Origin of the sequence: Synechococcus sp. N26 (assembly GCF_900473975.1) — a bacterium.
Taxonomy (GTDB): domain Bacteria; phylum Cyanobacteriota; class Cyanobacteriia; order PCC-6307; family Cyanobiaceae; genus Parasynechococcus.
Genome location: NZ_UCNM01000010.1, coordinates 313879 through 335919, shown reverse-complemented (window position 1 = coordinate 335919; position 22041 = coordinate 313879). Strand labels below are relative to the sequence as shown.

Sequence of the window (22041 nt, the reverse complement as noted above, 5' to 3'; positions counted from 1 at the left end):
GCGATGGCAACGGTGAAGGGCGGACGGGTTGCTGTGATCGGCGCCTCCGGCTACGGGGGCCTGCAGACCATTCGTCTGCTCCAGGGCCACCCCGGCCTGTCTGTGAGTTTTCTTGGCGGTGAACGCAGTGCTGGCCAACGCTGGAGCTCCGTCTGCTCCTTCCTGCCCCTGCCGGATGACCCAACGGTGGAATCAGCGGATCCGGATCGGATTGCGGCCTGTTCCGATTTCGCTGTTCTGAGCCTCCCCAACGGCCTGGCCTGTCAGTTGGCACCTCAACTGCTGGAGCGGGGTGTGCGGGTGGTGGACCTCTCTGCCGACTTCCGCTACCGCTCCCTAGAGCAGTGGCTGCATGTGTACGCCAAGGAGGCCGGCTCCCTCAACCGTCAGGACGCGGAGCTCTGCAGCAGTGCCGTTTACGGCCTGCCGGAATGGAACGGCCCTGCCATCGCTGACGCGAAGCTTGTTGCCGCTCCGGGTTGCTTCCCCACCGCCAGCCTGCTGCCCCTGCTGCCGTTCCTCAAGCAGGGCCTGATCGAGACCAGCGGCATCATCATTGATGCCAAGACGGGCACCTCCGGCGGAGGGCGCGTGCCGAAGGAGGCGATGCTGCTGGCGGAGGCCTCGGAATCCATCGCGCCCTACGGCGTGATCGGCCATCGCCACACCTCTGAGATCGAGCAGATGGCGATGGAGGTGGCTGGCCAGGAGGTGCGGCTTCAGTTCACGCCGCATTTGGTGCCGATGGTGCGTGGTCTGCTGTCCACGGTGTATGCCCGCCTGCGCGACCCCGGTCTCACCGCCGAGGATTGCACCACGGTGCTGGAGGCGATCTACCGCCACCACCCCTGCGTTCAGGTTCTGCCGGTGGGCACCTATCCCGCCACCAAGTGGGCGCGCCACACCAACCGCGCCCTGCTGTCGGTTCAGGTGGACACCCGCACCGGCCAGCTGGTGTTGATGAGTGCCATCGACAACCTGATCAAGGGTCAGGCCGGGCAGGGCGTGCAGTGCCTCAACCTGATGGCGGGCCTCGCTCCGGAGACGGGGCTGCCCTTGCAGTCCTTCTATCCCTGACGCCAGGTTGGCTTGAGCTCAGCCAGTGCCCTGGGCAGGAGCAGGTGTTCCTGCTCCTGAATCCGTTTGGCGAGCCTGGCGTGGTCATCCCCATCGAGAACAGGAACAGCGGCCTGGGCCAGGATCGGACCGGCATCCAGTTCTTCGGTGACGATGTGCACCGTGCAGCCGGTGACCTTCACCCCGGCCTCCAGGGCCTTCCCGATGGCATCCAGGCCACGGAAGCTGGGCAGCAGTGAGGGGTGGATGTTGATCAGGCGATCGGAATAGCCGCTGACCAGCACTTCGGTAACGATCCGCATCCACCCCGCCATCACCACCAGTTCCACCTGGTCGGCGCGGAACAGGCGCACCAGTTCGCCGTCCAGCTCGCGCCGATTCTTGATCAGGCGATGGTCAAGCACCGACACCGGAATGCCGAGACGCTCCGCCCGCTGCTGGGCACCACAGCCCGGATTGTTCACCACCAGCCGCTGGATCCGCGCGTTGAGATTCCCCGTCTGAATGGCCTGGGCCAGGGCCTCGAAGTTGCTGCCGCTTCCGGATGCCATCACCCCCAGCTGCAGCGGGGCCTGGTCAGCTCGATTGTTGTGGCTAGGGTCTGTCAAAGCGGGGTTCGGTCCATGTCACATCTCTCCATCCTGCCGACTGTCTTCACCGACCTCGAGCGTCTGGTTCAGGCCCTTTGTGATGAGGGCTTCACGGTGGAACGATCGACAAAATTGCAGGGATTCGCGGACGACTCCCATGCCGTGGATGTGCTCGCGTTTCAGGGCTCAGCCATGCCCCTGGGCTGGACCAAGCGGGAGAACGGAACAATCGTGATGCATGGCGACATCCAACGCATCAGCCGCCAGCCCGGGCTTGAACAGCTCTTGCAACGGGTGACGCGCCGCTACGCCCTGCTCCACGCCATGGACGAGGTGCGCCTTGGTGGCATGGGTTCTGCTGAGCTGATCCTGCAGACCAACTGACGTGTTCGAACCGGTTCAGATCCGGCTCGATCTGAGCCATCCCGAAACACAGACCATCGCGGTGTCCATCGAGTGGACACCGCAGACACTACGCCAGACGTTCCAACTGCCGGTGTGGACACCGGGGTCGTACACGGTTCGTGATCACGCCCAGCACCTGCACAGCCTGCAGCTGTTGGCCAATGGTGAGGAGCTTCCGGTGCGTCGCATGGCGCCGCACCAGTGGCTCAGTGATCTGCCGGATTTGAGCCCGCTCACGCTCAACTATCAGCTTGAAGCCCGGGATCTCACCGTCCGCACCGGGTTGCTGGATCCTGATTTCGCATCGCTCTGCCTCGCTGCTGTGGCGATGGACATCGACGGCTGCCGCTGGTCACCACACCACGTTGCCGTCACGGCTCCGGAGCACTGGAGTGTGCATCTGCCGCTGGAGCCCAGCGCTGAGGGCTGGGTTGCTGCCGATTTCGATGCCCTCGTGGACAGCCCGCTGCATGCGGGGCCGTTTCAGGCAGAACCCTTCATGGTGGAGGGCAAGACCCATGAGCTGTTGCTGATCGGAACGCCACCGATGGGTTGGCCGCCGAACTTCATCAGCGACATCGAAAAGGTGTGCAGTGCCACCTGTCGCTTGCTGGGAACCCCTCCCCCGTCGGGGGACCGCTACCAGCTTGTGTTGCAACTGGTTGATCAGGGTTACGGCGGCCTCGAACACGACCACAGTGCTGTGCTGCAGTTCAGCTGGTCGGCTCTGGCCAAGCCCAAGGGGTACCGGCAGCTGTTGCAGCTGATCGGCCATGAATACCTGCACCAGTGGAATGTGCGGCGGCTGCGGCCCGTTGAGCTTCGCCCCTACGACTACGGGCAGGCGGTGATCACCGAAGGCCTCTGGTTTGCCGAGGGAATCACCAGCTACTTCGACCTCAGCCTCCCCCTTTTGGCGGGCTGTTCGGATCGACCGACTCTGCTGAAGGATCTGGGGGAGGAGCTGTCCAGCGTGCTGATGTCACCCGGTTGCTCGATCCAGTCGTTGGCGGCCAGTGCCCGTGAGGCGTGGATCAAGCTCTACAAAGCCACGCCAGCCTCACGGGACAGCCAGATCAGCTACTACCGCCTCGGTGCAGCGGTGGCCTTCTGCCTCGATGTGCGCCTGCGGCAGCGCGGCCACTCCATGGCCGCGATCCTGCGTGAGTTGTGGCATGGCCCTGGCCGTCAGGCCCGTGGCTACAGCCGTGATCACATCAAGGCGGCAGTGGCTCGACGGGATGGCGATCTTGCCTCGGATCTGGATCAATGGCTGGACCAGCCCGAAGCCCTGCCCTTGCTTGATTGCGTAGAAGCTCTGGGGCTGCGCATGGACCCTGTGCCGCTCAAGCATTCCGATCATGGACTCACCCTCAAGGATGCTGAGGGCGCCGCTTCGATTCAGCGGGTGAGGCGCGACAGCCCCGGGCAGCGGGCCGGGCTTGTGGTGGGTGATGAGCTGTTGGCGATCAATGGCTACCGGGTGCGTCGCAGCAGTGACATCGCAGTTCTTCTTGAGAAGCAGGAGTGTGTGCGCGTCACCTATTCACGACGCAGCTTGCTCAAGGAGACCCAGCTCTTCCCTGCTGCGGGTGTGGACCATTGGACGTTGGATTGGGATCCTGGGTGCACAACGGAACAACGGCAGTTGCGGGATCGATGGTTCGAGATCGTCTAAGCCGTTTCTTCACCGGTGTGTGGAACCGCGTTGAGCAGCACCGGCCGCTCGCCATCAGCCTTGCTGCAGCAGGAACGTTGGCTTTGGGGCTAACCAGCTGGTCGTTGATGGAGCAAGGGAAGCTCTCTCCTGTGGGGATGGAGCGTGGTCGCCAACGGGAAGACAACCCCTCCGCTTCAGCGCCGTTACCGCCGCAGTCTCGCTCCTGGCGATCGCCCCTGGCCCGGCAGTGTTCGGGTGTGGACAGGGCGTTGCGGTCGCGTTTGAACAAGCTCGATGCCCGTTCGGCTTCCTGGCGGACCTTCGTGAAGATCGATCCCACCAATTTTGGCGATCGCTACGACAAGGACGCCTACGGCCGTGTGATCGACGCTACGCCGAGGGTGGTGGTGCTTCACGAAACCGTCTACTCCTTGAGCTCCGCTCTGAACACCTTCATGACGCCCCACCCCCGCGATGAGGATCAGGTGAGTTATCACACCCTGGTGGGCCAGGACGGACGCGTTCTGGATCTGGTGGATCCCTTGAGCCGGGCCTATGGCGCAGGTTTTTCAGCGTTTCTGGGGGAGTGGGCGATCACCAACAAGAAGCTCAAGGGCTCCATCAACAACTTTGCTCTGCATCTGAGCTTGGAGACACCACCATCAGGCGCGAATGCCAACCGTTCCCACGTTGGTTACACCTCCCAGCAATACGACGCTCTGGCCCTGGTGTTGTCGGGTTGGATCCGCTCCTTTAATCTGCCGCCAGCGGCGATCACCACCCATCGCCATGTGGATCTGGGCCGAGAACGGGATGATCCCCGCAGTTTTGACTGGTCGAAACTTCAGACGCGGCTGGCGGCCCTCGGCGACCTCTGCGTCAGCTGATGCGTCGTTAGCGTTCGCATTCCTGTGTACTGCGTCGGTGAAAACGCTCCCCAGCGAGGATCTTGATCGCATTATCGAAATGGCCTGGGAAGACCGAACGCCCTTCGAGGCGATCGAGTTTCAATTCGGACTCTCCGAGCCGCAGGTGATCGCAGTGATGCGGCAAGAGATGAAAGCGTCATCGTTCAAGCTTTGGCGCAAGCGGGTCAGCGGTCGCAAAACCAAACACGCCGCCACCAGCCGCTCCGATCGATTCCGGGCGAGCTGCCACAAGTGAATGGAGCCCGATTGGGTTCAGCGCAGGACGCCCCGCAGGATCCCTTCAACAAGACCAGCCGTAATAATGCCCCGGGGGAAATTTTGGGGGTGCGTTGCGGTAGCCCTGGCCTGAGATCAGGCCTGCAGCCACCTGCCCCATCACGCCGGCATAAGGGTCAATGTCATCGGAACGCCGGACCGGAGTGGTGAAGGACCTGACGCAGCCATAGAAATCCCTGGCGTCTCTGCACTGTGCCGCCACTTCGGCGTCCACCTGAGCGAGTGCGGTTGATGGGACAAGCAGGCCAAATGCCAGCTATGGAAGGAGCTGTTTCATCGGTCTGCCCTGCTGGATCGATGCTTCAGCAGAAAGTGGGGCGTCCACATCCCCCATATGGGGGAGAGGCAGAGCTGACGAACTCCCTAAACTGAGGGATAAGGAGACGAGGGTTTGGGTTGGGCTGCTCATGCAGCCAAGTGCTCGTCGTAGATCCCTAAACCGTGATCTCTGGATTCGGTTGGCGACCGCCGTAAATCAACCCGTGCAGTTCAGGGTCCTGCATGTAGCCCAACACCCGTGCTGGGTAATCCAATTTTCCGTTGTGGAGATAGGTGAGGGTGGCGATCGCCTTGGCATCCAGGTAGGAGCGACTCGCCTGCAGCATCAAGCTCTCCGGCAGACCAAGGGCCAGCTTCAGCCGTTGAAACTTGGCCGCCAGCAGGGTGATGTTCATCTCGGGGTTCAGCAATTGATTGCGGGCCCAGGTGATCTCCTCCTGTGTTGGGTTCGCCGGCAGCCGGTTCTGATGGATCAGTTCCGAGACGCTGATCTGGGCCGGTCCGTGGGTCTTCACAAGACCGGAATGGGCGATGAAAGGGAGGCTCTCCCCCGGCTTGGAGTGCTGAATTTCGTCGAAAAGAACGGCGGTGATCAGCATTGGATTCACCTGATGCGCCGCTGCTTGGCGAAGGATCACCGGCTTCAGCTCGCGAAGACGATCCAGGGTGGATGCGCGCAATGTTTGGAGCTGATCCATCCCGCTGGTGAACAGCTGGGCCAGCTGCACCTGGGGGCCGTGCACCCCGAAGCGCCGTTGCAGCAGCTTCAGTTCTTCGGGCGAGAAATCTGTGGGCTCGAGTCTGTCCTGCACCACAACAGGCGCCTGATCCCCAACCTCAGCAACCGGGTGTGACCACTGACCTACCAGGCACAGGCTCGCTGCCGTCGCAAAGAGAGCTGTTGTCCATCGCAATGGCTTAGCCATGAGGGATGGAAATGGGGTCTGCGGAAGATGACATGAAACTAGCTGTGGTGTCCTTTTATGCGGGCATCCCGTCAGATTCTGGATACGTTCGGCAGGAATGCACCGTCCGCCCGGCATGAGCTTTCCGGATTTCAACGCTTCCGACGCTCATATTCAGTGGCAGAGGTTCTGCGATCTCAGCTGGTATCACGATGATCTCGGCGTCTGGCTCGACATCAGCCGGATGCATGTGAACGCGACCGATCTGCAGCAGCTGCAGCCGCGAATGGACAAGGCGTTCGCAGCGATGCAGGAGTTAGAAGCCGGCGCCATCGCCAATCCCGATGAGCAGCGCCAGGTGGGGCATTACTGGCTGCGCACCCCTGAACTCGCTCCCTCATCAGAGCTTCAACAGCACATCTCCAGGGAAATCGATCTGATCGCAGGCTTTGGGCGCGATGTGATCAACGGCACGATCAAGGCCCCCAACGGCGAAGCCTTCACCGATGTGCTCTGGATCGGCATCGGCGGCAGTGGCCTGGGCCCCGCCTTGATGATCAAGGCGCTGCAGAACCCGGGCGAGGGGCTTCCGTTTCATTTCTTCGACAACGTCGATCCCAATGGGATGAGCAACGTCCTGGCGGGGTTGGAGGGTCGTCTCGACCGCACCCTGGTGGTGACGGTGAGCAAGTCGGGGGGAACGCCCGAACCCCACCTCGGCATGGAGCAGGCTCGCCACCGCCTCGAGGCCGCTGGGGGCCAGTGGGCCGGCCAGGCCGTTGCCGTGACAATGCTCGACAGCAAGCTGGATCAGCAGGCCCAGAAGGAAGCTTGGCTCAAGCGCTTCGACATGTTCGATTGGGTGGGGGGGCGCACTAGCATCACCAGTGCCGTCGGCCTGCTGCCCGGTGCCTTGATTGGCTGTGACATCCGCGATTTCCTCACCGGCGCCTCTCAGATGGATGCCGCCACTCGCGCCGCGGATCTGCGCCGCAATCCAGCCGCCCTGATGGCCGCTTCCTGGTTCGTGGCCGGTGGTGGTCGCGGTCAGCGCGACATGGTTGTTCTGCCCTACCGCGATCGTCTGGAGGTGTTCAGCCGTTACCTCCAGCAGCTAGTGATGGAATCCCTGGGCAAGCGCCTGGATCGCAACGGTGACGTGGTGCATCAGGGCATCGCTGTTTACGGCAACAAAGGCTCCACCGACCAGCACGCCTACGTGCAACAACTGCGCGACGGTGTCGACAATTTCTTCGCCACCTTCATCGAGGTGCTCGAAGACGTGAGCGACATCCCCACGCTTGGCGGGGAATGCCCCGGCGACTTCCTCGATGGTTTCCTGCAGGGCACCCGCTCAGCCCTTACCGAGGGTGGCCGCCAGAGCATGACGATCAGCATGCGCCGCTTTGATGCCCGCCGTCTTGGCGCCTTGATCGCTCTGTTCGAGCGTGCCGTCGGTCTCTACGGCGAACTGGTGAACATCAACGCCTACCACCAGCCCGGCGTGGAAGCCGGCAAGAAGGCGGCGGCTGCGATTCTCGACCTTCAAGGTCGTGTAGAAGCGATCTTGGCCGACGGTGTGGCCCGCTCCGCTGATGAAATTCGCCTGGCCCTCGGGGATGGCACCGATGAATCCATCTTTTGGATTCTGCGTCACCTCACCGGCAACCTGCGCGGCTTCAGTGCCCAGGGCGACTGGAGCCAGCCCGCTTCGATGCGTTTCAGCAAAGGCTGATCCGCCTGGGTTCAGGGCACCAGGTTCACCAGTTTTCCGGGGACCACAATCACCCGACGGGGGGCTGTGCCCTCCAACCATTTTTCGGCCACATCACTGGCCAGGGCGAGCCGTTCCAGCTCTTCCTTGTCTGCGGAGGCCGGAACCTGCAGCTTGCCCCGCACCTTGCCCTTCACCTGGATCACCACTTCAACGCTGTCCTGCACCAGTGCCGTTGGATCCAGAACCGGCCAGCTTTGACGGTGCACGCTGCCGCCTCCCCCCAGACGGCTCCAGAACTCCTCCGCCAAATGAGGCGCGAACGGAGCCAGCAGGCGAACCAGTCCGGAAAGAGCTTCCTGCAACACAGGTGCACTCAAGGCCTCGATGCCCGTGGAGCTGATCGCATTGGAGAGCTTCATCAGCTCGGAGATGGCCGTGTTCAGTTGGATCTCGTCGCTGAGGTCCTCGCTGACGGCTTCGATGGCCAGGTGCAGCGCCCGACGTACGTTGCTGTCTGCATCGCTCAGATCGGCTGGCCGTTGCATCGGCTCGAGTGAGTCGATGCGGGCAGCACCCGCCTCAACAAGGCGCCAAAGCCGTTGCAGGAAGCGGAACTGGCCCTCCACGTCGGCGTCATCCCACTCCAAATCCTTCTCCGGCGGAGCCTTGAACAGGATGAACATGCGGGCTGTGTCTGCGCCGTAGCGGTCGATCACCTCCGCGGGGTCAACGCCGTTGTACTTCGACTTCGACATCTTCTCGAACAACACCTCAAGCTTGTCGCCGGTGTTGGGGTCCCGGGGATTTTCGGGATCTGCCACGTCCGCTGGAGCGATGTACTTGCCGGTTGTCGCATTGCGGTAGGTGATTCCCTGCACCATGCCCTGGGTGAGGAGCCGTTCAAACGGTTCGTTTATTTCGACTAGGCCGCGATCCTTCAGCGCCTTGGTGAAGAAACGGGCGTAGAGCAGGTGCAGGATCGCGTGTTCGATGCCGCCCACGTATTGCTTCACCGGCAACCAACGGTTCACCGCCTCCTTGCTGAAAGGTTTCTCGGTGTTGTGGGGATCGGCGAAGCGCAGGAAATACCAGGAGGAACACATGAAGGTGTCCATGGTGTCTGTTTCCCGCTTGGCCGGCTTGCCGCAGCAGGGGCAGGCCACATTCACCCAGTCGCTCTGCTGGCTCAGGGGCGAACCGCCCTTTCCAGAGAGATCAATGCCCCGGGGCAGCTCCACCGGAAGGTCCTCGCGGGGCACCGGAACAACACCGCAGTCATCGCAGTGGATGACGGGAATGGGGCAGCCCCAGTAGCGCTGGCGTGAGATCAGCCAGTCGCGAAGGCGATAGGTGACCTTGCTCCGTGCCCAGCCCTTATCGGCGCCGTGGCCGGTGATGGCGCCTTTGGCTTCGCTGGAGGCCGTGCAATCGAAGCTGCCGGAGTTGACCAGTGTTCCTGCATCCGTCCAGGCCTGACCGGCCGCGATGGCTTCAGCAGCTCCCTCGGCGTCGATCACCTGCTGGATCGGTAGACCGTTCGATTGGGCAAACGCGATGTCGCGTTGGTCGTGGGCCGGTACGCCCATCACGGCGCCCGTGCCGTACTCGGCCAGCACGTAGTCGGCGATCCACACCGGCAGCACCGCCCCCGTCAGGGGGTTGATCACATGACTGCCGATGGGCACCCCCCGTTTGGGCCTGTCATCACTGGTGCGTTCGATCGTGCTCAGACGAGCAACCTCCTTACGGAAGGTCTCCACCGTGTCCTTCTGATCAGCGCTGGTGAGGCTGTCCACAAGCTCGTTTTCCGGTGCCAGCACCACGTAGCTCGCCCCCGCGAGGGTGTCGGGCCGAGTTGTGAACACCGTGATCGTCTGATCCTGTGCTCCCTCAACGCTGAAGCTGATCTCCGCCCCTTCCGAGCGACCGATCCAGTTGGCCTGCATGGTGCGCACCCGTTCCGGCCAGCCCTTGAGGGCGTCCAGGTCGTTGAGCAGCGGCTCTGCGTAATCAGTGATGCGCAAGAACCACTGGTTCAGCTGGCGTTGTTCCACCAGAGCTCCGGAGCGCCAGGAGCGGCCATCACCATCCACCTGCTCATTGGCCAGCACGGTCTGGTCGACGGGATCCCAGTTGACGGTGGCGTTTTTGCGATAGGCCAGACCCCCTTCGAGCAGTTCAAGGAACAGCCACTGGGTCCAGCGGTAGTAGTCGCTGTGGCAGGTCGCCTGTTCGCGGCTCCAATCGATCGAAAGGCCAAGGCGATCCAGCTGCGCCCGCATCTGATCGATGTTGCGGTCGGTCCACTCGCCGGGGTCCACATTGCGTTCGATTGCCGCGTTTTCAGCGGGAAGTCCGAAGGCATCCCAGCCCATCGGATGCAGCACGGCATGGCCCCGCATGCGTTGCACCCGGGCGATCACATCGGTGATCACGTAGTTGCGCACATGGCCCATGTGCAGGCTTCCCGAGGGGTACGGGAACATCGACAGGGCAAAGAATCCAGGCTTCTCACCACCTTCTTCTGTGGTGTCCACCCCATCCTCCTTCCAACTCTCCTGCCAGCGCTGCTCCAGCGCAGTGGGGTCATAACGACCGGTCTGGGCACTGGCGTCGACGGCAGGGTTGGCAGCGTTCACGGAACCAGCGCTCGGCAAGGTTGCGATCGTGCCACATGCCTGGTGTTCAGCCGAGGGAGCGGATCACGCTGATCTGCCGACGGTTGATCAACACGGGCCGGCTCGCACCTCCCGTTCGATGGCCAGAAATTCAGGGTCCTGCCAGATCAGACGCCCCTCGATAGGCTCCTGTCCCACCACAGCAATGCTGAGGGGGAGCTGTTCACGAATCCAGCTCTGCAGCAACCGACCCCCCTGAAGGCTTGGATCGAGTGGAGATGTCTCCATAGGATTCGGGGGCAATACCGGCCACGCATGCTGCAGTTCAGCAAATATCAGGGACTTGGCAACGACTTCCTGATCGTTGAAGGCCGGCAGGGACAACTGCCTGATGCCATCAGCAATCCCGATCCCGCCTGGGTGCGGCGCATCTGTGATCGGCGCTTCGGCGTTGGTGGCGATGGCCTGATTCTGGCGCTGCCTCCTCAGGCGGAGGGAGAACTGCGGATGCGGATTCTCAATGCCGATGGCAGTGAGGCCGAAATGTGTGGCAACGGCATTCGCTGCCTGGCCCGCTACCTGGCTGACACCGACGGTGATGCCCCAGGCCGTCGATGGGAAATCGAAACCCTGGCGGGAATGATTCGCCCCGAACTGATGGCCAATGGCCAGTTGCGGGTGGACATGGGTCCTCCTTTCCTCACCTCCGAGGGCATCCCCACAACCCTGATGCCCGAAGACGGCCTGCCGCAGGGGGTGCTGCTGCTGGAGGGAGAACAACTGAAGGTGGCGGCCGTTGGCATGGGCAATCCCCATGTGGTGGTGCCCGTCGACGACCTGGCCAGCATTCCCTTTGATGCCTGGGGTGCTGCCCTGGAGGTCCATCCGGCCTTCCCGGCCAAGACCAACGTTCATTTCCTCCAGGTGCACAGCCGTGAGCGGCTGGAGATCCGGGTCTGGGAACGGGGTGCAGGCCCGACATTGGCCTGCGGCACCGGTGCCTGCGCCACCCTGGTGGCGGCGGTGCTGCTGGGCCTCGCCGATGACTGCGCCGAGGTGGTGCTGCCCGGCGGTCCGCTGATGATTGAGTGGCGTGATCGCACCGGTTCCGTGCTGATGACGGGACCCGCCGAAGCGGTGTTTGACGGCGTGCTGACGCCCGATCTGGTGCCGGCAGGCTCCCCGCTGGTGTCGACCAACGAAGCCCCTGCCGCTTCACCTGCGCCGACGGTCGCAACCGACTTCGATTGCTCCAAGGATTGCGCTGAGCAGTGTCAGCGCCCCGACCGCTGCCTCCGCGATGAGGCGCAGCAGAAGGTGCAGGCGTTCCTCAGCAGTACGTCCCTCGACTCGATGCTCAATCTCGCCAGTGAGTCCCTGGAGCAGCGCACCAAGGCACGGTTTGAGCGTGGAACCCCCTGAGCTCTACCTTGATGCTGCTGCCACGACACCGCCCCTGCCGGCGGTGATCGCGGTAATGCAGCAGCTCCAGCAGACGGCCTGGGCCAACCCCAGCAGCCTCCATGGGGCTGGGTTGGTTGCAGCGGAAGCTCTGGAGCGAGCGCGCTGGCGCATCGCCGAGCGTTTCGCTGTCAATCCTGACCAGTTGATCGTCACCTCAGGGGCGACGGAATCCGTGCACCTTGCCTTGCTCGGCAGTGCCGCCGGTCTTGTCCCGGGCCGGTTGGTGATCTCTGCGGTGGAACATCCGGCGGTGGTCGCTGCGGCGCACCAACTGGACGCCCTGGGCTGGAGCATTGCCGAATGGCCCGTTGATGGGCAGGGCGTACTGCGGCTCGATCAGCTCGATCGGTTGTTGTCCGCTCCAACCCGATTGGTTTCCCTGATTGCAGCCCAGGGCGAGGTGGGTGCACTACAACCGATCAGCACGATCGCTCGGGCCTGCCGCGAGCGCGGCATCGTCATCCACAGCGATGTTACCCAGCTTGTGCCCCAGGGTTGCTTCGCCTTCGAGCGGCTCGGGGTTGATCTGCTGACCCTCTCCGCCCACAAGTTCCGCGGCCCCCGGGGCGTGGGGCTGTTGATTCGGGCCCCGGGTGTGGACCTTTCACCGCTCCAGGGCGGCGGTGGCCAGGAGCACGGCCTGCGCTCCGGTACCGAACCTGTTGCGTTGGTGGGTGGCATGGCCGAAGCCCTGATGGCCCTCCCCAGCTTTGACCCTGTCAGCCAGCACGTTCCACCGGGCAGCTCAACCCAGATCCGTCGCCAACGGGATCAACTGCTCGAACGCCTGCTGGAGCTACCCCAGCTTCAGCTCTGCGGCCCTTCTCCCGATCAGCGTCTGCCCCATCACATCGCGCTGTTGGCCAAAACCGTTGGTGGACAGCCGCTGCCCGGACGCGATCTGGTGCGACGGCTGGCGGCGGCGGGGGTGGCCTGCAGCAGCGGCAGTGCCTGCAGCAGTGGCAGCAGTGCCGACAGTGCTGTGCTCACGGCCATGGGCATTCCCGGGCCTGAACGTCAGTCGGGCCTGCGGCTGACCCTTGGCCCCTGGTTGTCGGATCAGGATCTCAACGCCGTTCCCAGCCGTTTTGCATCCGTGCTCGAGGCATTTTCCTGACATGCTTTGGCGATGACTCAATCCGACGCTTCCTGTCTCGCTCTCCCCGCGGATCTGCTCGCCGCCGAGGACGCCATGCTGCAAGCCGCCCTGGCGGCCGTTGGATCCGGCGACGGTCAACGCTGGGCTGCAAGCCTCCGTTTTGAAGGTCTTCGCCTGCTTCCGGTGGCGGTGCGGCTGGCCCGAGCACTGATTGCCGCCGGTCAGGACCTGTTGATGGTTTGGCCCGATGCCGGTGCTGCCGCCCTGGCCCGGCGCGATGCGGAGGATCTCAAGGAGGTGATCCTTGATTTCAATCAGCTCAAACGGGCGGAGAGCGATGTTCCCGACACCCGCCTTCTGCTTGCGGTGAACCCCTCCCCTGCGGATTACGAGGAGTTCCAGGCCTTGTGTGAGAACCACGCAGGAGTGGTTCTGATGCTGAATGGACGTCTCGAAGACGCCGCCGTCGGCATCGGCAGCGTGGCGCGGGAGCGCCGAAAGGGTTTCGTGGCCAGCTGGCAGCAGGCCTACTGGCTCCAGCCCCTGGAGGGAGGAGCGTTGATGCGCTGCTTCCCCGATGACTGGCGTCTCTATCGCCAGGATCCCGATGGTTACCGGCAACTGGAGGTGCTTCCCGAACGTCCGGATCCCGACACCACAGCAGCGCTTCTGGCCGGTGAAGATCCCGATAGCATCAAGCAACAGCTGTCCGGGGTCGACCGCTTCCTTGATGGTCTGCGCAATTGAGCCGCCTCTGGCTTGATCCAGACTCACACCCTCCTTAAGGTTCAAGCCCAGGCTCCCCTTCGATGGTGCTCGACAGGCTTCGATCCCTTTCACCCATCGATGCCGTGGCTGGAGTCGTCGCCTTGGCCGCTCTGGCGGGGGTTGTCTGGTCCCCCAAGCTCTCGAATGCGGTCGCCAAGGCCACCGGTGCCGTGAAGCCTGTGCAGGTGAGCGTTGATGTGGTGGGGCTGTACAGCGCTGATCCCGAGCAGCTGCTGAATTCAGTGCGGGAGGAAGCAGCCCTCAACATCGTGATTCGCAATCAACCCGCCGGAAGGGTGAGCCTGGTGTCGGTGGATGACGTCACCAATTCCCTGACGGCGGTGCAGCCCGATGGTTCGGTGGTGCTCGCCAATGCCCCCGCCACGGCTCTACCCCGCCATGCCCGGTTTGTGATGGAGGCCCAGGCCGAGATCAAACCCTCTGGTGTTGTCATCGGTGGCACCAAGCTCAAGGTGGGTGTGCCCGTTGAGCTGGAGGGACGCCTCTACCGCTTGAACGGTGTCGTGAGCGGAGTGATGCCTCTGTGATTCGCTCCGCCCTGGTCTCCCTGCTGGTGCTGGCGCCTCAGTTGCCCGTCAGGGCAGCGCCACCACTTTTGGCACCACCTCCGGTGGTGCAGCGTCAGGGCCAGGCCATGCTCAGCGGAGGGGCACTATGCCCGGCCCTTCAGACTGCCCTGGAATCAGCGGTGGGCACGGAAGAGCGGCTTTGGAGCGTCAGCGTTGTAGATCAACGGGGTCAGCTGCTGGCTGATCTCAACGGGGGGATCCCCCGGATTCCTGCATCGAATCAGAAACTGGTCAGCACGGCCTTTGCCCTGGATCGCCTCGGCCCCGACTTCCGTCTGAAGACGCAGCTTTTGCGTCATCCCGATGGATCACTGGAGATCGTGGGAGAGGGCGATCCCGACCTCAGCATTGCCGAGATCCAGAAGTTCGCCATGGTGGCCCTCGGCCAGGGCGGCTCCAGCAGCACCTCCAGCTCCGCCTCTGCGCCGGTTCAGCTGATGGTTCGGGAGGAGCCCCGTCAACTCTGGTGGCCTGCCGATTGGGATCCTGCGGATCGCTCCTACGCCTACGGCGCACCGATCACCCGCCTTGCTCTGACCAGCAACGCCCTGCACATGGCGGTGATGGATCCAGCGGCACGGCTGCAGCGGATCCTCAACTCCACCGTGCAACAGCAAGGGGGACAGATCCGCCTGCAGATGGTTGATCAGCGGACCCGAGAGGCGGCCCTTGCGCGGAACTGGCGGGCGAGTTTCGTCCTGCACAGCGAGGATTCCGCGCCGATGCACGCCCTGCTCAGCCTGGCCAACACGGAGAGCCACAATTTCACCGCTGAGGTGCTGATGCGTGAGGCGGCGGACGTCTGGGATGTGAACCGTGCGTCCATCGCCACCACCCGCTGGTTGCAAGCCCAGGGAATCCCGATGACGGGACTTCGGCTGCGGGATGGCAGCGGACTCTCACGGGGCAACCGTCTCACCAGCCGTTCCCTGTCTGTGCTGCTGTGGCGCATGGCGCAACACCCCCTGGCGGCTTACTACCAGGCCTCGATGGCGATTGCAGGCCAGAGGGGAACGCTGCGCAACTACTTCTGGGGCACACCGCTTGTGGGTCGCTTCTGGGGAAAGACCGGCACCCTCAGCGGAGTTCGTTCGATCTCCGGCATTCTTGAAACCACCGATGGACCGCGTTACGTGAGCATGATTTCCAACGGGTCCTATGCACCCAACTCCGTGATGAGCCAGATCCTGCTGGCCAGCCAGCGGATCAGCCGTTGCCCTGCATGGACCGCAGCCGTGACGCTGCCCGCTGAGCCCGACTGAACGGAACGGTTTTGCTGTCGTCACCAGCGTTGGGGCCAGGGGCCGCGGAGCGGATCGTCTGAATCTTGGAGAGCTCCTGACGGCCGGCCATCACCACCTGGGCCATTTCCTTGAGGCGAACCTCCAGCTCTCCCAGGGTCTGCTCGGCGTAACGGTTGGCCCCGTCCTGAACGCCGGCTGCTTCCTGGCGGCTGCGTTGGATCAGCGACTCGCACTGCTGTTGGGTCTGCTGGCGGAACTGCAGCGCGTCGTTGTGAATTCGCTCGGCCTCATCGCGGCCTTCCTTCTGCAGGCGCAGGGCTTCACGGCGAATCGTCTCCAGATCCTGCAGCGCCTGCTGTCGGTTGGCTTCATGCTGCTCAGCGTGATGGCGCTTGAGTTCCGCTGCGTTGGCCTCGATCTGTTGGATTTGCTGCTGGGCCTGTTGGCGGCTGGCGTCGAGTCGCTCAGCGTGTTGACGCTTCAGCTCAATTGCTTCTTGATCCAGTTGCTGGCGACGCTCCAGTCCCTCCTGCTCCAGCTGCTGCCGGCGTGAGGCGAACTGCTGTTCCAGCTGGGCCAGCTTGCTTTGCATCTCCTGCTCCAACTTCGCCCCCTGCTCGCGCGTTTTCTGGAGCAACTGCTCACACTGCTGGCGGGCTTGCTCACGCATCTCATTCACCTGCCGTTCCGCTTCCTGGCGGATCGCGGCGTTGTTCACCAGCTGCTCGCGCTGACGCTGGGCCTGTTCAACGATCTCCTCGGCGTTCCTGCGGGCAGTGTTGATGAACTCGTCCCGGCGATCCAGCAGTTTGGCGGCCCGCTCCAGCTCCTTCGGCAATTCATCGCGGACGGCATCCAGCAGCTCGACTGCATCCGTTTCGTTGACCAGACGTCCGCCGGTGAAGGGCAGTCGACTGCCCTCCAGCACAACTTCCTCCAGCTGATCGAGTTGATCGAGAACGGAGAACTGGACGTCGTTCATATCAGCTGGCATGGAAAGTTGAATTAAAGAGCCTGTTGAGGTCCTTCGCCACCTCTGGTGGAACCATGTGGTCGATCGATCCACCGAAGCGGGCCACTTCCTTCACCACCGAGCTGCTGAGGAAGCTGTGGCGGGCTGTGGTGGCCATGAACACCGTTTCCAGATCGTCTGCCAAGGAGCGGTTGGTGTGGGCGATCTGCAGTTCGTATTCGAAATCACTCATCGCTCGCAGGCCCCTCAGGATCAGGTCGGCGCGGTGGGTGACGGCACAGTTCACGGTGAGCCCATCGAAACTGATCACCTCAACGCCGGAGAGGTGGCGTGTCGCCGTGCGGATCTGTTCGATCCGCTCTTCGACACTGAACGCAGGCTGTTTGCTCGGATTGCTGAGCACCGCGACAACCACCTCACCAAAGAGGCTCACCGCCCGCTCGATCAGGTCCATATGACCATTTGTGAGAGGGTCGAAACTGCCGGGGTAGAGCGCCCGCATCGGGAATCAGCGATGGGCGGATCCTATGCAGCGGATCGCTGTTTAGATTTCAGCCAACGCATCCGTGCCATGAGCCTCGACGCCGACGCCAAGAAGGTCCTGCTTCGCAAGATCCCCCATGGGCTCTTCATCTGCGGCGTTCGCAACGGCGATGAGGTCAACGGATTTACGGCCAGCTGGGTGACCCAGGGATCGTTCGAACCGCCCTTGGTGGTGATGGGTGTTCGGGCTGACAGCAGCAGTCACGCCATCATCGAGGCCACCGGCAAGTTCTCACTCAACGTGCTGCGGGCCGATCAGAAAGATCTGGCAGCCGTGTTCTTCAAGCCCCAGAAGGCACTTGGTGGTCGCTTTGAAGCGGCACCCTTTGAGGAGGGCGAACTTGGTCTCCCCCTGCTCACCGATGCCGTCGGTGGTGTGGAGTGCGAACTCGTGGGCTCGATCAAGCATGGTGACCACACCGTTTTTGTGGGCGAAGTGAAAACGGCGAGCCTGATCGCTGATGGCGAGGCCCTGAACCTGGCCAGCACCGGCTGGAATTACGGCGGCTGAGCTGGCCTGGTGGATGCCGCCTCCGGTGCACCGCTGCTGACGCAGCCCGAGCGTCTTGAACGCCGCCTGAAGGAGATCCCCGCTGAGCCGGGTTGCTATCTGATGCGGGACGGCGACGACCGGATCCTCTACGTCGGTAAGTCGAAGGCATTGCGCAGCCGCGTGCGCAGTTATTTCCGCAGTCGGCATGATCTGTCGCCACGGATCCGGCTGATGACACGCCAGGTCTGTGAGATTGAGTTCATCGTCACCGACAGCGAGGCGGAGGCCCTCGTTCTCGAGTCGAACCTGATCAAGAACCATCAGCCGCACTTCAACGTGTTGCTGAAGGACGACAAGAAATACCCCTACCTCTGCATCACCTGGAGTGAGGCCTACCCAAGGATTTTCATCACCCGTCGCCGTCGCTTCCGAAGCCCCCTGGATCGCTTTTACGGGCCCTATGTCGATGTGGGGCTGCTGCGCCGCACCCTGTTCCTGGTGAAGCGGGTTTTCCCGCTGCGGCAACGACCCCGGCCGATGTACCCCGACCGCACCTGCCTCAACTACAGCATCGGGCGCTGTCCGGGGGTCTGCCAGGAAAAAATCAGCTCGGAGGACTATCACCGCACCCTGCGCAAGGTGGCAATGGTGTTCCAGGGCCGCAGCGATGAACTGCAGCAGCTGCTTCAGGAGCAGATGGAGCGGTATGCCGAGCGAATGGACTACGAGTCGGCGGCCCGGGTTCGCGATCAATTGCAGGGGCTGGATCAGCTCACCGCTGATCAGAAGATGAGCCTGCCGGATTCCTCCGTGAGTCGCGATGTGCTGGCCCTTGCCTTCGATGAACGCTTGGCGGCCGTGCAGCTGTTTCAGATGCGCGCCGGGAAGTTGGTGGGACGTCTCGGCTACACCGCTGACGCCTCAGGTCTGGAACCTGGATTGATCCTGCAACGGGTGATTGAAGAGCACTACAGCCAGGTGGATTCCGTTGAGGTGCCCCCCGAGTTGTTGGTGCAGCACGCTCTGCCCCAGCAGAAACTGATGGAGGATTGGCTCTCGGAACAGCGCGAGCGTCGGGTGCAGATCCACTGCCCGCAGCGCCAGCAGAAAGCCGATCTGATCGAACTGGTGCAGCGCAACGCGGAGTTTGAGTTGCTCCGTGCCAAGCAGGGTCAGGAGAAGCAGTCGTTGGCCACGGAGGATCTGGCGCAACTGCTGGAGTTGCCCACCCCGCCGCGACGGATCGAGGGCTACGACATCAGTCACATCCAGGGCAGCGATGCCGTGGCCTCCCAGGTGGTGTTCATCGACGGACTGCCCGCCAAGCAGCACTACCGCAAGTACAAGATCCGCAGCAGCAGCATCCGCGCTGGCCATAGCGACGACTTCATGGCGATGGCGGAAATCATGCGCCGTCGTTTTCGGCGCTGGGCTCGGGCCAAGGCAGAGGGGGTGGATGTGGGTGCCCTGCGTCACAAAGGCGGCAGCGCCCTGCAGACCGACGGACTCAACGACTGGCCCGATGTGGTGATGATTGACGGCGGCAAGGGCCAGCTCTCTGCCGTGATGGAGGCCCTGCGCGAGCTTGACCTGCACGAGGATCTCAACGTCTGCTCCCTCGCCAAGCAGCGCGAGGAGGTGTTTCTCCCCGGTGAAAGCCAGCCGCTGGAGAGTGAACCGGATCAGCTCGGGGTTGTGCTCCTCCGCCGCCTTCGCGACGAAGCCCACCGCTTCGCCGTCAGCTTCCACCGCCAGCAGCGTGGTGAGCGGATGAAGCGCTCACGCCTCTCGGACATCCCCGGGGTTGGGCCCAAGCGGGTCAAGGATCTCTTGGCTCATTTCCATTCGATTGATGCCATCCAGCTGGCATCGATTGAGACCCTGTCCAAGGCCCCTGGCGTCGGCCCGGCCCTGGCCCGCGACATCCACGATTTCTTCCATCCGTCCGACGACGCAAACGACGCTGATGCCAGGGCTGCTTTAGAAGAGCAGTCTCAGGAACTCTCCGCATGATCCGTCATCTCTGCATGGCTCTGGCAGGAGTGCTTCTGCTCGCCACTCCGGTCTGGGCGTCTCCCGGGCTGTGCACGGGGCCTGTGTGTGCTGATGGCATCACCCGCAGCGCCAAGAACCACTGGCAGTTGGTGCTGCGGCTCAACGATCAGCAGGGCCATCGCGAAAAAGTGGTGATGAATTGCCGTGCCGGCCAGCTGAGCCCCATGGAAGGCCCCGTGGATCGCGCCTATGCCACCGCCCTGGGGCGACGCGCCTGCCGTCTTGCTGGTGAGGACAGCTGACGGTGGATCTCAGTCTCGTTTTTCCTCATCAGCTGTTTGAGCACCATCCCGCGCTTCGGGCGGGACGGGCTGTGGCCCTGATCGAAGATCCGCTGCTGTTCGGCACTGATCCCCGCTGGCCGATCCAGGTGCATCGGCAGCGCCTGCTCCTGCATCGGGCGTCGATGAATGCCTATGCCGAGATGCTTCAGGCCAAGGGCTTCACCGTGTTGCGGGTGCTCCAGGGGCAGGCGGCCAGCACCGCTGAGATCCTCGGAGATCTGCTCGATCAGGGCTACCGGTCTTTTCATCTGGCTGATCCGGTGGACGATGTTCTGCGCCAACGGATCTCCGCCTTCGCTTCCCGCCACGGCTGCGGTCTGGAGATCGTTGCCACCCCGATGCTGCTCACCCCAGAGGCCCTCATCGAGGACCATTTCGCCTCCGGCAAGAAGCTCCTGATGGGTCGCTTCTACGAGATGCAGCGCAAGCGACTGGATCTTCTGATCGATTCTGATGGTGGCCCTGTCGGTGGCCGCTGGAGTTTCGATGCCGACAACCGCAAGAAGCTTCCCAAGGGAATCCTGGTTCCAGAGCCCCCGGCCGAACGCTCGAGCGGTTCGGTGGCCCTCGTCGAGGCTGCCCGGCAGCAGCTCATCGGGGAGGGGGTGGCCGGCATCGGCAGTTGGGATGGGTTCCATTACCCCGTTACCCATGGCGATGCAGCCCGTTGGTTGGATCAATTCCTCGAACAACGCCTGCGCCAGTTCGGGGCTTACGAGGATGCGATCAGCACCCAGCACCAGGTGATGTGGCACAGCGTGCTCACGCCAATGCTCAACATCGGTCTGCTCACGCCCCAGCAGGTGCTGGATCGAACGCTGGAGCGGGCTGAAGCCGGTGACATCCCCCTCAATTCATTGGAGGGATTTTTGCGTCAGATCGTTGGCTGGCGGGAGTTCATGGCGGCGATGTACCGGCGCCATGGGGTGGAGATGCGCAACGGCAATTTCTGGGGCTTCGACGATCGGCCGATTCCCTCCTCCTTTTACACCGCATCCACGGGTCTGCCCCCGATTGATGACGCCATCCGCCATGCCCTGGAGACCGGGTATTGCCATCACATCGAACGCTTGATGCTCCTGGGCAATGTGATGCTCCTCTGCGGATTCCATCCAACCCGGATCTACACCTGGTTCATGGAGCTGTTTGTGGATGCCTATGACTGGGTGATGGTGCCCAACGTCTATGGCATGAGTCAGTTCGCTGATGGTGGCATTTTCACCACCAAGCCCTATCTCTCTGGCTCGAACTACGTGCGCAAGATGTCGGATTACCGCAAAGGGGAGTGGTGTGACACCTGGGATGCCCTGTTCTGGACGTTCATCCATCGCCATCAAGATTTCTTCCGGCGCCAATACCGGCTAGCGATGATGGCCCGCAACCTGGATCGCATGGCTCCTGAGGTGCTGTTGACCCATCAGCGTCGAGCCAGCGATTTTCTTGACGCGCTCACCTGAACCCTGCGTAAGGTCGCTCCAGATCAGTTGTGTTGATGACGTTTTCGCCCGAGGCCTACCTCTGGTTCAAGACCCTGCACATCGTTGGGGTTGTTGTGTGGTTTGCGGGCCTCTTCTATCTGGTGCGCCTGTTCATCTATCACGTTGAAACCGAGGAACTGGCGCCGGAACTGCAACAGCCGTTCCGCGATCAGTACACCTTGATGGAGAAAAGGCTCGCCAACATCATCACCACGCCGGGGATGGCAGTGGCGGTATCGATGGCCATTGGATTGCTTCTGGCCCAGCCCTCCTGGCTTCAGCAGGGTTGGATGCACGCCAAGCTCGGTTTTGTGGCAGCCCTTTTGGCTTACCACGTGTTCTGTTACCGGCTGATGGGCCAACTCCACGCCGGCACCTGTGCCTGGTCAGGCAAGCAGCTGCGTGCCCTGAATGAGCTGCCCACGCTGCTGCTGGTGATCGTGGTGATGCTGGTGGTGTTTAAAACGCAGTTCCCCACCAGCGCAGCAACCTGGTTCATCGTCGCCCTGGTGGTGTTCATGGCAGCGTCGATTCAGTTCTATGCCCGTTGGCGCCGCCTGCGGGCCGAAGCCTCCGCCAAAGCCTGAGATGAGG

General features: G+C 62.7%; 22 protein-coding genes. 16 read left to right on the top strand and 6 right to left on the bottom strand.

Features of this window, described 5'->3' with window-relative positions:
• Positions 1 to 3: 3 nt before the first annotated feature.
• On the top strand, positions 4 to 1077 hold the full coding sequence (gene argC, locus DXY33_RS09500; protein WP_115132659.1) for an N-acetyl-gamma-glutamyl-phosphate reductase: 1074 nt from the start codon (positions 4 to 6) through the stop codon (positions 1075 to 1077).
• On the opposite strand, the gene purN is transcribed toward argC, so the two are convergent.
• Positions 1068 to 1628 (bottom strand): phosphoribosylglycinamide formyltransferase, encoded by a 561-nt coding sequence (gene purN, locus DXY33_RS09495; RefSeq protein ID WP_244275991.1) that lies wholly within the window; start codon positions 1626 to 1628, stop codon positions 1068 to 1070. The two genes, argC and purN, sit on opposite strands and share 10 nt — an antisense overlap.
• Positions 1629 to 1700: 72 nt before the next feature.
• Here purN and DXY33_RS09490 point away from each other — a divergent pair, with 72 nt between their 5' ends.
• Genes DXY33_RS09490 through DXY33_RS09475 form a run of 4 tightly spaced genes read left to right on the top strand, consistent with a single transcriptional unit; the run spans position 1701 to position 4896 of the window.
• Positions 1701 to 2051: a DUF1257 domain-containing protein gene (locus DXY33_RS09490; protein ID WP_115132657.1), complete on the top strand. Its 351-nt coding sequence runs from the start codon at positions 1701 to 1703 to the stop codon at positions 2049 to 2051.
• A 1-nt stretch (position 2052) separates the two neighbouring features.
• Positions 2053 to 3750, top strand: a complete 1698-nt coding sequence (locus DXY33_RS09485; RefSeq protein ID WP_115132656.1) for a M61 family metallopeptidase — start codon at positions 2053 to 2055, stop codon at positions 3748 to 3750.
• On the top strand, positions 3732 to 4619 hold the full coding sequence (locus DXY33_RS09480; RefSeq protein WP_115132655.1) for an N-acetylmuramoyl-L-alanine amidase: 888 nt from the start codon (positions 3732 to 3734) through the stop codon (positions 4617 to 4619). Before DXY33_RS09485 ends, DXY33_RS09480 begins: the two co-directional genes overlap by 19 nt.
• A 37-nt stretch (positions 4620 to 4656) precedes the next feature.
• Positions 4657 to 4896, top strand: coding sequence for a TIGR03643 family protein (locus tag DXY33_RS09475; protein ID WP_115132654.1), 240 nt, complete (start codon positions 4657 to 4659; stop codon positions 4894 to 4896).
• Between the two features lie 475 nt (positions 4897 to 5371).
• Here the strand turns inward: DXY33_RS09475 and DXY33_RS09465 are convergent, their stop codons facing one another.
• Positions 5372 to 6142: a helicase DnaB gene (locus DXY33_RS09465; RefSeq protein WP_115132653.1), complete on the bottom strand. Its 771-nt coding sequence runs from the start codon at positions 6140 to 6142 to the stop codon at positions 5372 to 5374.
• Between the two features lie 115 nt (positions 6143 to 6257).
• Here DXY33_RS09465 and DXY33_RS09460 point away from each other — a divergent pair, with 115 nt between their 5' ends.
• A complete protein-coding gene (locus DXY33_RS09460) occupies positions 6258 to 7856 on the top strand; it encodes a glucose-6-phosphate isomerase (RefSeq protein WP_115132652.1) in 1599 nt (532 codons plus the stop codon).
• Between the two features lie 11 nt (positions 7857 to 7867).
• On the opposite strand, the gene leuS is transcribed toward DXY33_RS09460, so the two are convergent.
• Both leuS and DXY33_RS09450 read right to left on the bottom strand, forming a co-directional pair.
• Positions 7868 to 10477 carry a leucine--tRNA ligase gene (leuS, locus tag DXY33_RS09455; protein ID WP_115132824.1) on the bottom strand — a complete coding sequence of 870 codons (2610 nt, stop codon included), beginning with the start codon at positions 10475 to 10477 and terminating at the stop codon, positions 7868 to 7870.
• 87 nt (positions 10478 to 10564) lie between these two features.
• Positions 10565 to 10744 carry a hypothetical protein gene (locus DXY33_RS09450; protein WP_371634762.1) on the bottom strand — a complete coding sequence of 60 codons (180 nt, stop codon included), beginning with the start codon at positions 10742 to 10744 and terminating at the stop codon, positions 10565 to 10567.
• A gap of 27 nt (positions 10745 to 10771) precedes the next feature.
• Between DXY33_RS09450 and dapF the strand changes: the two genes are divergently transcribed.
• The 5 genes from dapF to dacB all read left to right on the top strand — a co-directional run bounded on the left by dapF (position 10772) and on the right by dacB (position 15639).
• A complete protein-coding gene (gene dapF / locus DXY33_RS09445) occupies positions 10772 to 11878 on the top strand; it encodes a diaminopimelate epimerase (protein ID WP_115132651.1) in 1107 nt (368 codons plus the stop codon).
• A complete protein-coding gene (locus DXY33_RS09440; RefSeq protein ID WP_115132650.1) occupies positions 11865 to 13037 on the top strand; it encodes a cysteine desulfurase family protein in 1173 nt (390 codons plus the stop codon). The genes dapF and DXY33_RS09440 overlap by 14 nt, the downstream gene beginning before the upstream one ends.
• A 12-nt stretch (positions 13038 to 13049) precedes the next feature.
• Positions 13050 to 13766 (top strand): DUF1995 family protein, encoded by a 717-nt coding sequence (locus tag DXY33_RS09435; RefSeq protein WP_115132649.1) that lies wholly within the window; start codon positions 13050 to 13052, stop codon positions 13764 to 13766.
• A 62-nt stretch (positions 13767 to 13828) separates the two neighbouring features.
• Positions 13829 to 14335, top strand: a complete 507-nt coding sequence (locus tag DXY33_RS09430) for a DUF4330 domain-containing protein (protein ID WP_115132648.1) — start codon at positions 13829 to 13831, stop codon at positions 14333 to 14335.
• Positions 14332 to 15639 (top strand): D-alanyl-D-alanine carboxypeptidase/D-alanyl-D-alanine-endopeptidase, encoded by a 1308-nt coding sequence (dacB, locus tag DXY33_RS09425; RefSeq protein ID WP_115132647.1) that lies wholly within the window; start codon positions 14332 to 14334, stop codon positions 15637 to 15639. Before DXY33_RS09430 ends, dacB begins: the two co-directional genes overlap by 4 nt.
• On the opposite strand, the gene DXY33_RS09420 is transcribed toward dacB, so the two are convergent.
• Both DXY33_RS09420 and coaD read right to left on the bottom strand, forming a co-directional pair.
• Entirely contained in the window at positions 15584 to 16603 is a 1020-nt protein-coding gene (locus DXY33_RS09420) for a hypothetical protein (RefSeq protein WP_115132646.1), read from the bottom strand. The two genes, dacB and DXY33_RS09420, sit on opposite strands and share 56 nt — an antisense overlap.
• Position 16604: 1 nt before the next feature.
• Positions 16605 to 17096, bottom strand: coding sequence for a pantetheine-phosphate adenylyltransferase (coaD, locus tag DXY33_RS09415; RefSeq protein ID WP_115132645.1), 492 nt, complete (start codon positions 17094 to 17096; stop codon positions 16605 to 16607).
• Between the two features lie 69 nt (positions 17097 to 17165).
• On the opposite strand from coaD, the gene DXY33_RS09410 reads away from it, so the two are divergent.
• From DXY33_RS09410 to hemJ, 5 genes are read left to right on the top strand one after another with little or no spacing between them, the layout of a single operon-like run.
• Positions 17166 to 17648, top strand: a complete 483-nt coding sequence (locus tag DXY33_RS09410) for a flavin reductase family protein (RefSeq protein ID WP_115132823.1) — start codon at positions 17166 to 17168, stop codon at positions 17646 to 17648.
• Positions 17649 to 17657: 9 nt separating this feature from the next.
• Positions 17658 to 19643 carry an excinuclease ABC subunit UvrC gene (uvrC, locus tag DXY33_RS09405; protein ID WP_115132644.1) on the top strand — a complete coding sequence of 662 codons (1986 nt, stop codon included), beginning with the start codon at positions 17658 to 17660 and terminating at the stop codon, positions 19641 to 19643.
• Positions 19640 to 19927 (top strand): hypothetical protein, encoded by a 288-nt coding sequence (locus DXY33_RS09400; RefSeq protein ID WP_115132643.1) that lies wholly within the window; start codon positions 19640 to 19642, stop codon positions 19925 to 19927. Before uvrC ends, DXY33_RS09400 begins: the two co-directional genes overlap by 4 nt.
• Positions 19928 to 19929: 2 nt before the next feature.
• Entirely contained in the window at positions 19930 to 21426 is a 1497-nt protein-coding gene (locus tag DXY33_RS09395; protein ID WP_115132642.1) for a cryptochrome/photolyase family protein, read from the top strand.
• A 35-nt stretch (positions 21427 to 21461) separates the two neighbouring features.
• Positions 21462 to 22034: a protoporphyrinogen oxidase HemJ gene (hemJ, locus tag DXY33_RS09390; RefSeq protein ID WP_115132641.1), complete on the top strand. Its 573-nt coding sequence runs from the start codon at positions 21462 to 21464 to the stop codon at positions 22032 to 22034.
• Positions 22035 to 22041: the final 7 nt, after the last annotated feature.

What these genes read in the sequence shown, in the direction of transcription:
- argC (WP_115132659.1), top strand. Translation starts at nt 4, where the DNA reads ATGGCAACGGTGAAGGGCGGACGGGTTGCTGTGATCGGCGCCTCCGGC.
- purN (WP_244275991.1), bottom strand. Translation starts at nt 1,628, where the DNA reads ATGGCATCCGGAAGCGGCAGCAACTTCGAGGCCCTGGCCCAGGCCATT.
- DXY33_RS09490 (WP_115132657.1), top strand. Translation starts at nt 1,701, where the DNA reads ATGTCACATCTCTCCATCCTGCCGACTGTCTTCACCGACCTCGAGCGT.
- DXY33_RS09480 (WP_115132655.1), top strand. Translation starts at nt 3,732, where the DNA reads ATGGTTCGAGATCGTCTAAGCCGTTTCTTCACCGGTGTGTGGAACCGC.
- DXY33_RS09465 (WP_115132653.1), bottom strand. Translation starts at nt 6,142, where the DNA reads ATGGCTAAGCCATTGCGATGGACAACAGCTCTCTTTGCGACGGCAGCG.
- DXY33_RS09460 (WP_115132652.1), top strand. Translation starts at nt 6,258, where the DNA reads ATGAGCTTTCCGGATTTCAACGCTTCCGACGCTCATATTCAGTGGCAG.
- DXY33_RS09450 (WP_371634762.1), bottom strand. Translation starts at nt 10,744, where the DNA reads ATGGAGACATCTCCACTCGATCCAAGCCTTCAGGGGGGTCGGTTGCTG.
- dapF (WP_115132651.1), top strand. Translation starts at nt 10,772, where the DNA reads ATGCTGCAGTTCAGCAAATATCAGGGACTTGGCAACGACTTCCTGATC.
- DXY33_RS09435 (WP_115132649.1), top strand. Translation starts at nt 13,050, where the DNA reads ATGACTCAATCCGACGCTTCCTGTCTCGCTCTCCCCGCGGATCTGCTC.
- DXY33_RS09430 (WP_115132648.1), top strand. Translation starts at nt 13,829, where the DNA reads ATGGTGCTCGACAGGCTTCGATCCCTTTCACCCATCGATGCCGTGGCT.
- DXY33_RS09420 (WP_115132646.1), bottom strand. Translation starts at nt 16,603, where the DNA reads ATGAACGACGTCCAGTTCTCCGTTCTCGATCAACTCGATCAGCTGGAG.
- coaD (WP_115132645.1), bottom strand. Translation starts at nt 17,096, where the DNA reads ATGCGGGCGCTCTACCCCGGCAGTTTCGACCCTCTCACAAATGGTCAT.
- DXY33_RS09410 (WP_115132823.1), top strand. Translation starts at nt 17,166, where the DNA reads ATGAGCCTCGACGCCGACGCCAAGAAGGTCCTGCTTCGCAAGATCCCC.
- DXY33_RS09400 (WP_115132643.1), top strand. Translation starts at nt 19,640, where the DNA reads ATGATCCGTCATCTCTGCATGGCTCTGGCAGGAGTGCTTCTGCTCGCC.
- hemJ (WP_115132641.1), top strand. Translation starts at nt 21,462, where the DNA reads ATGACGTTTTCGCCCGAGGCCTACCTCTGGTTCAAGACCCTGCACATC.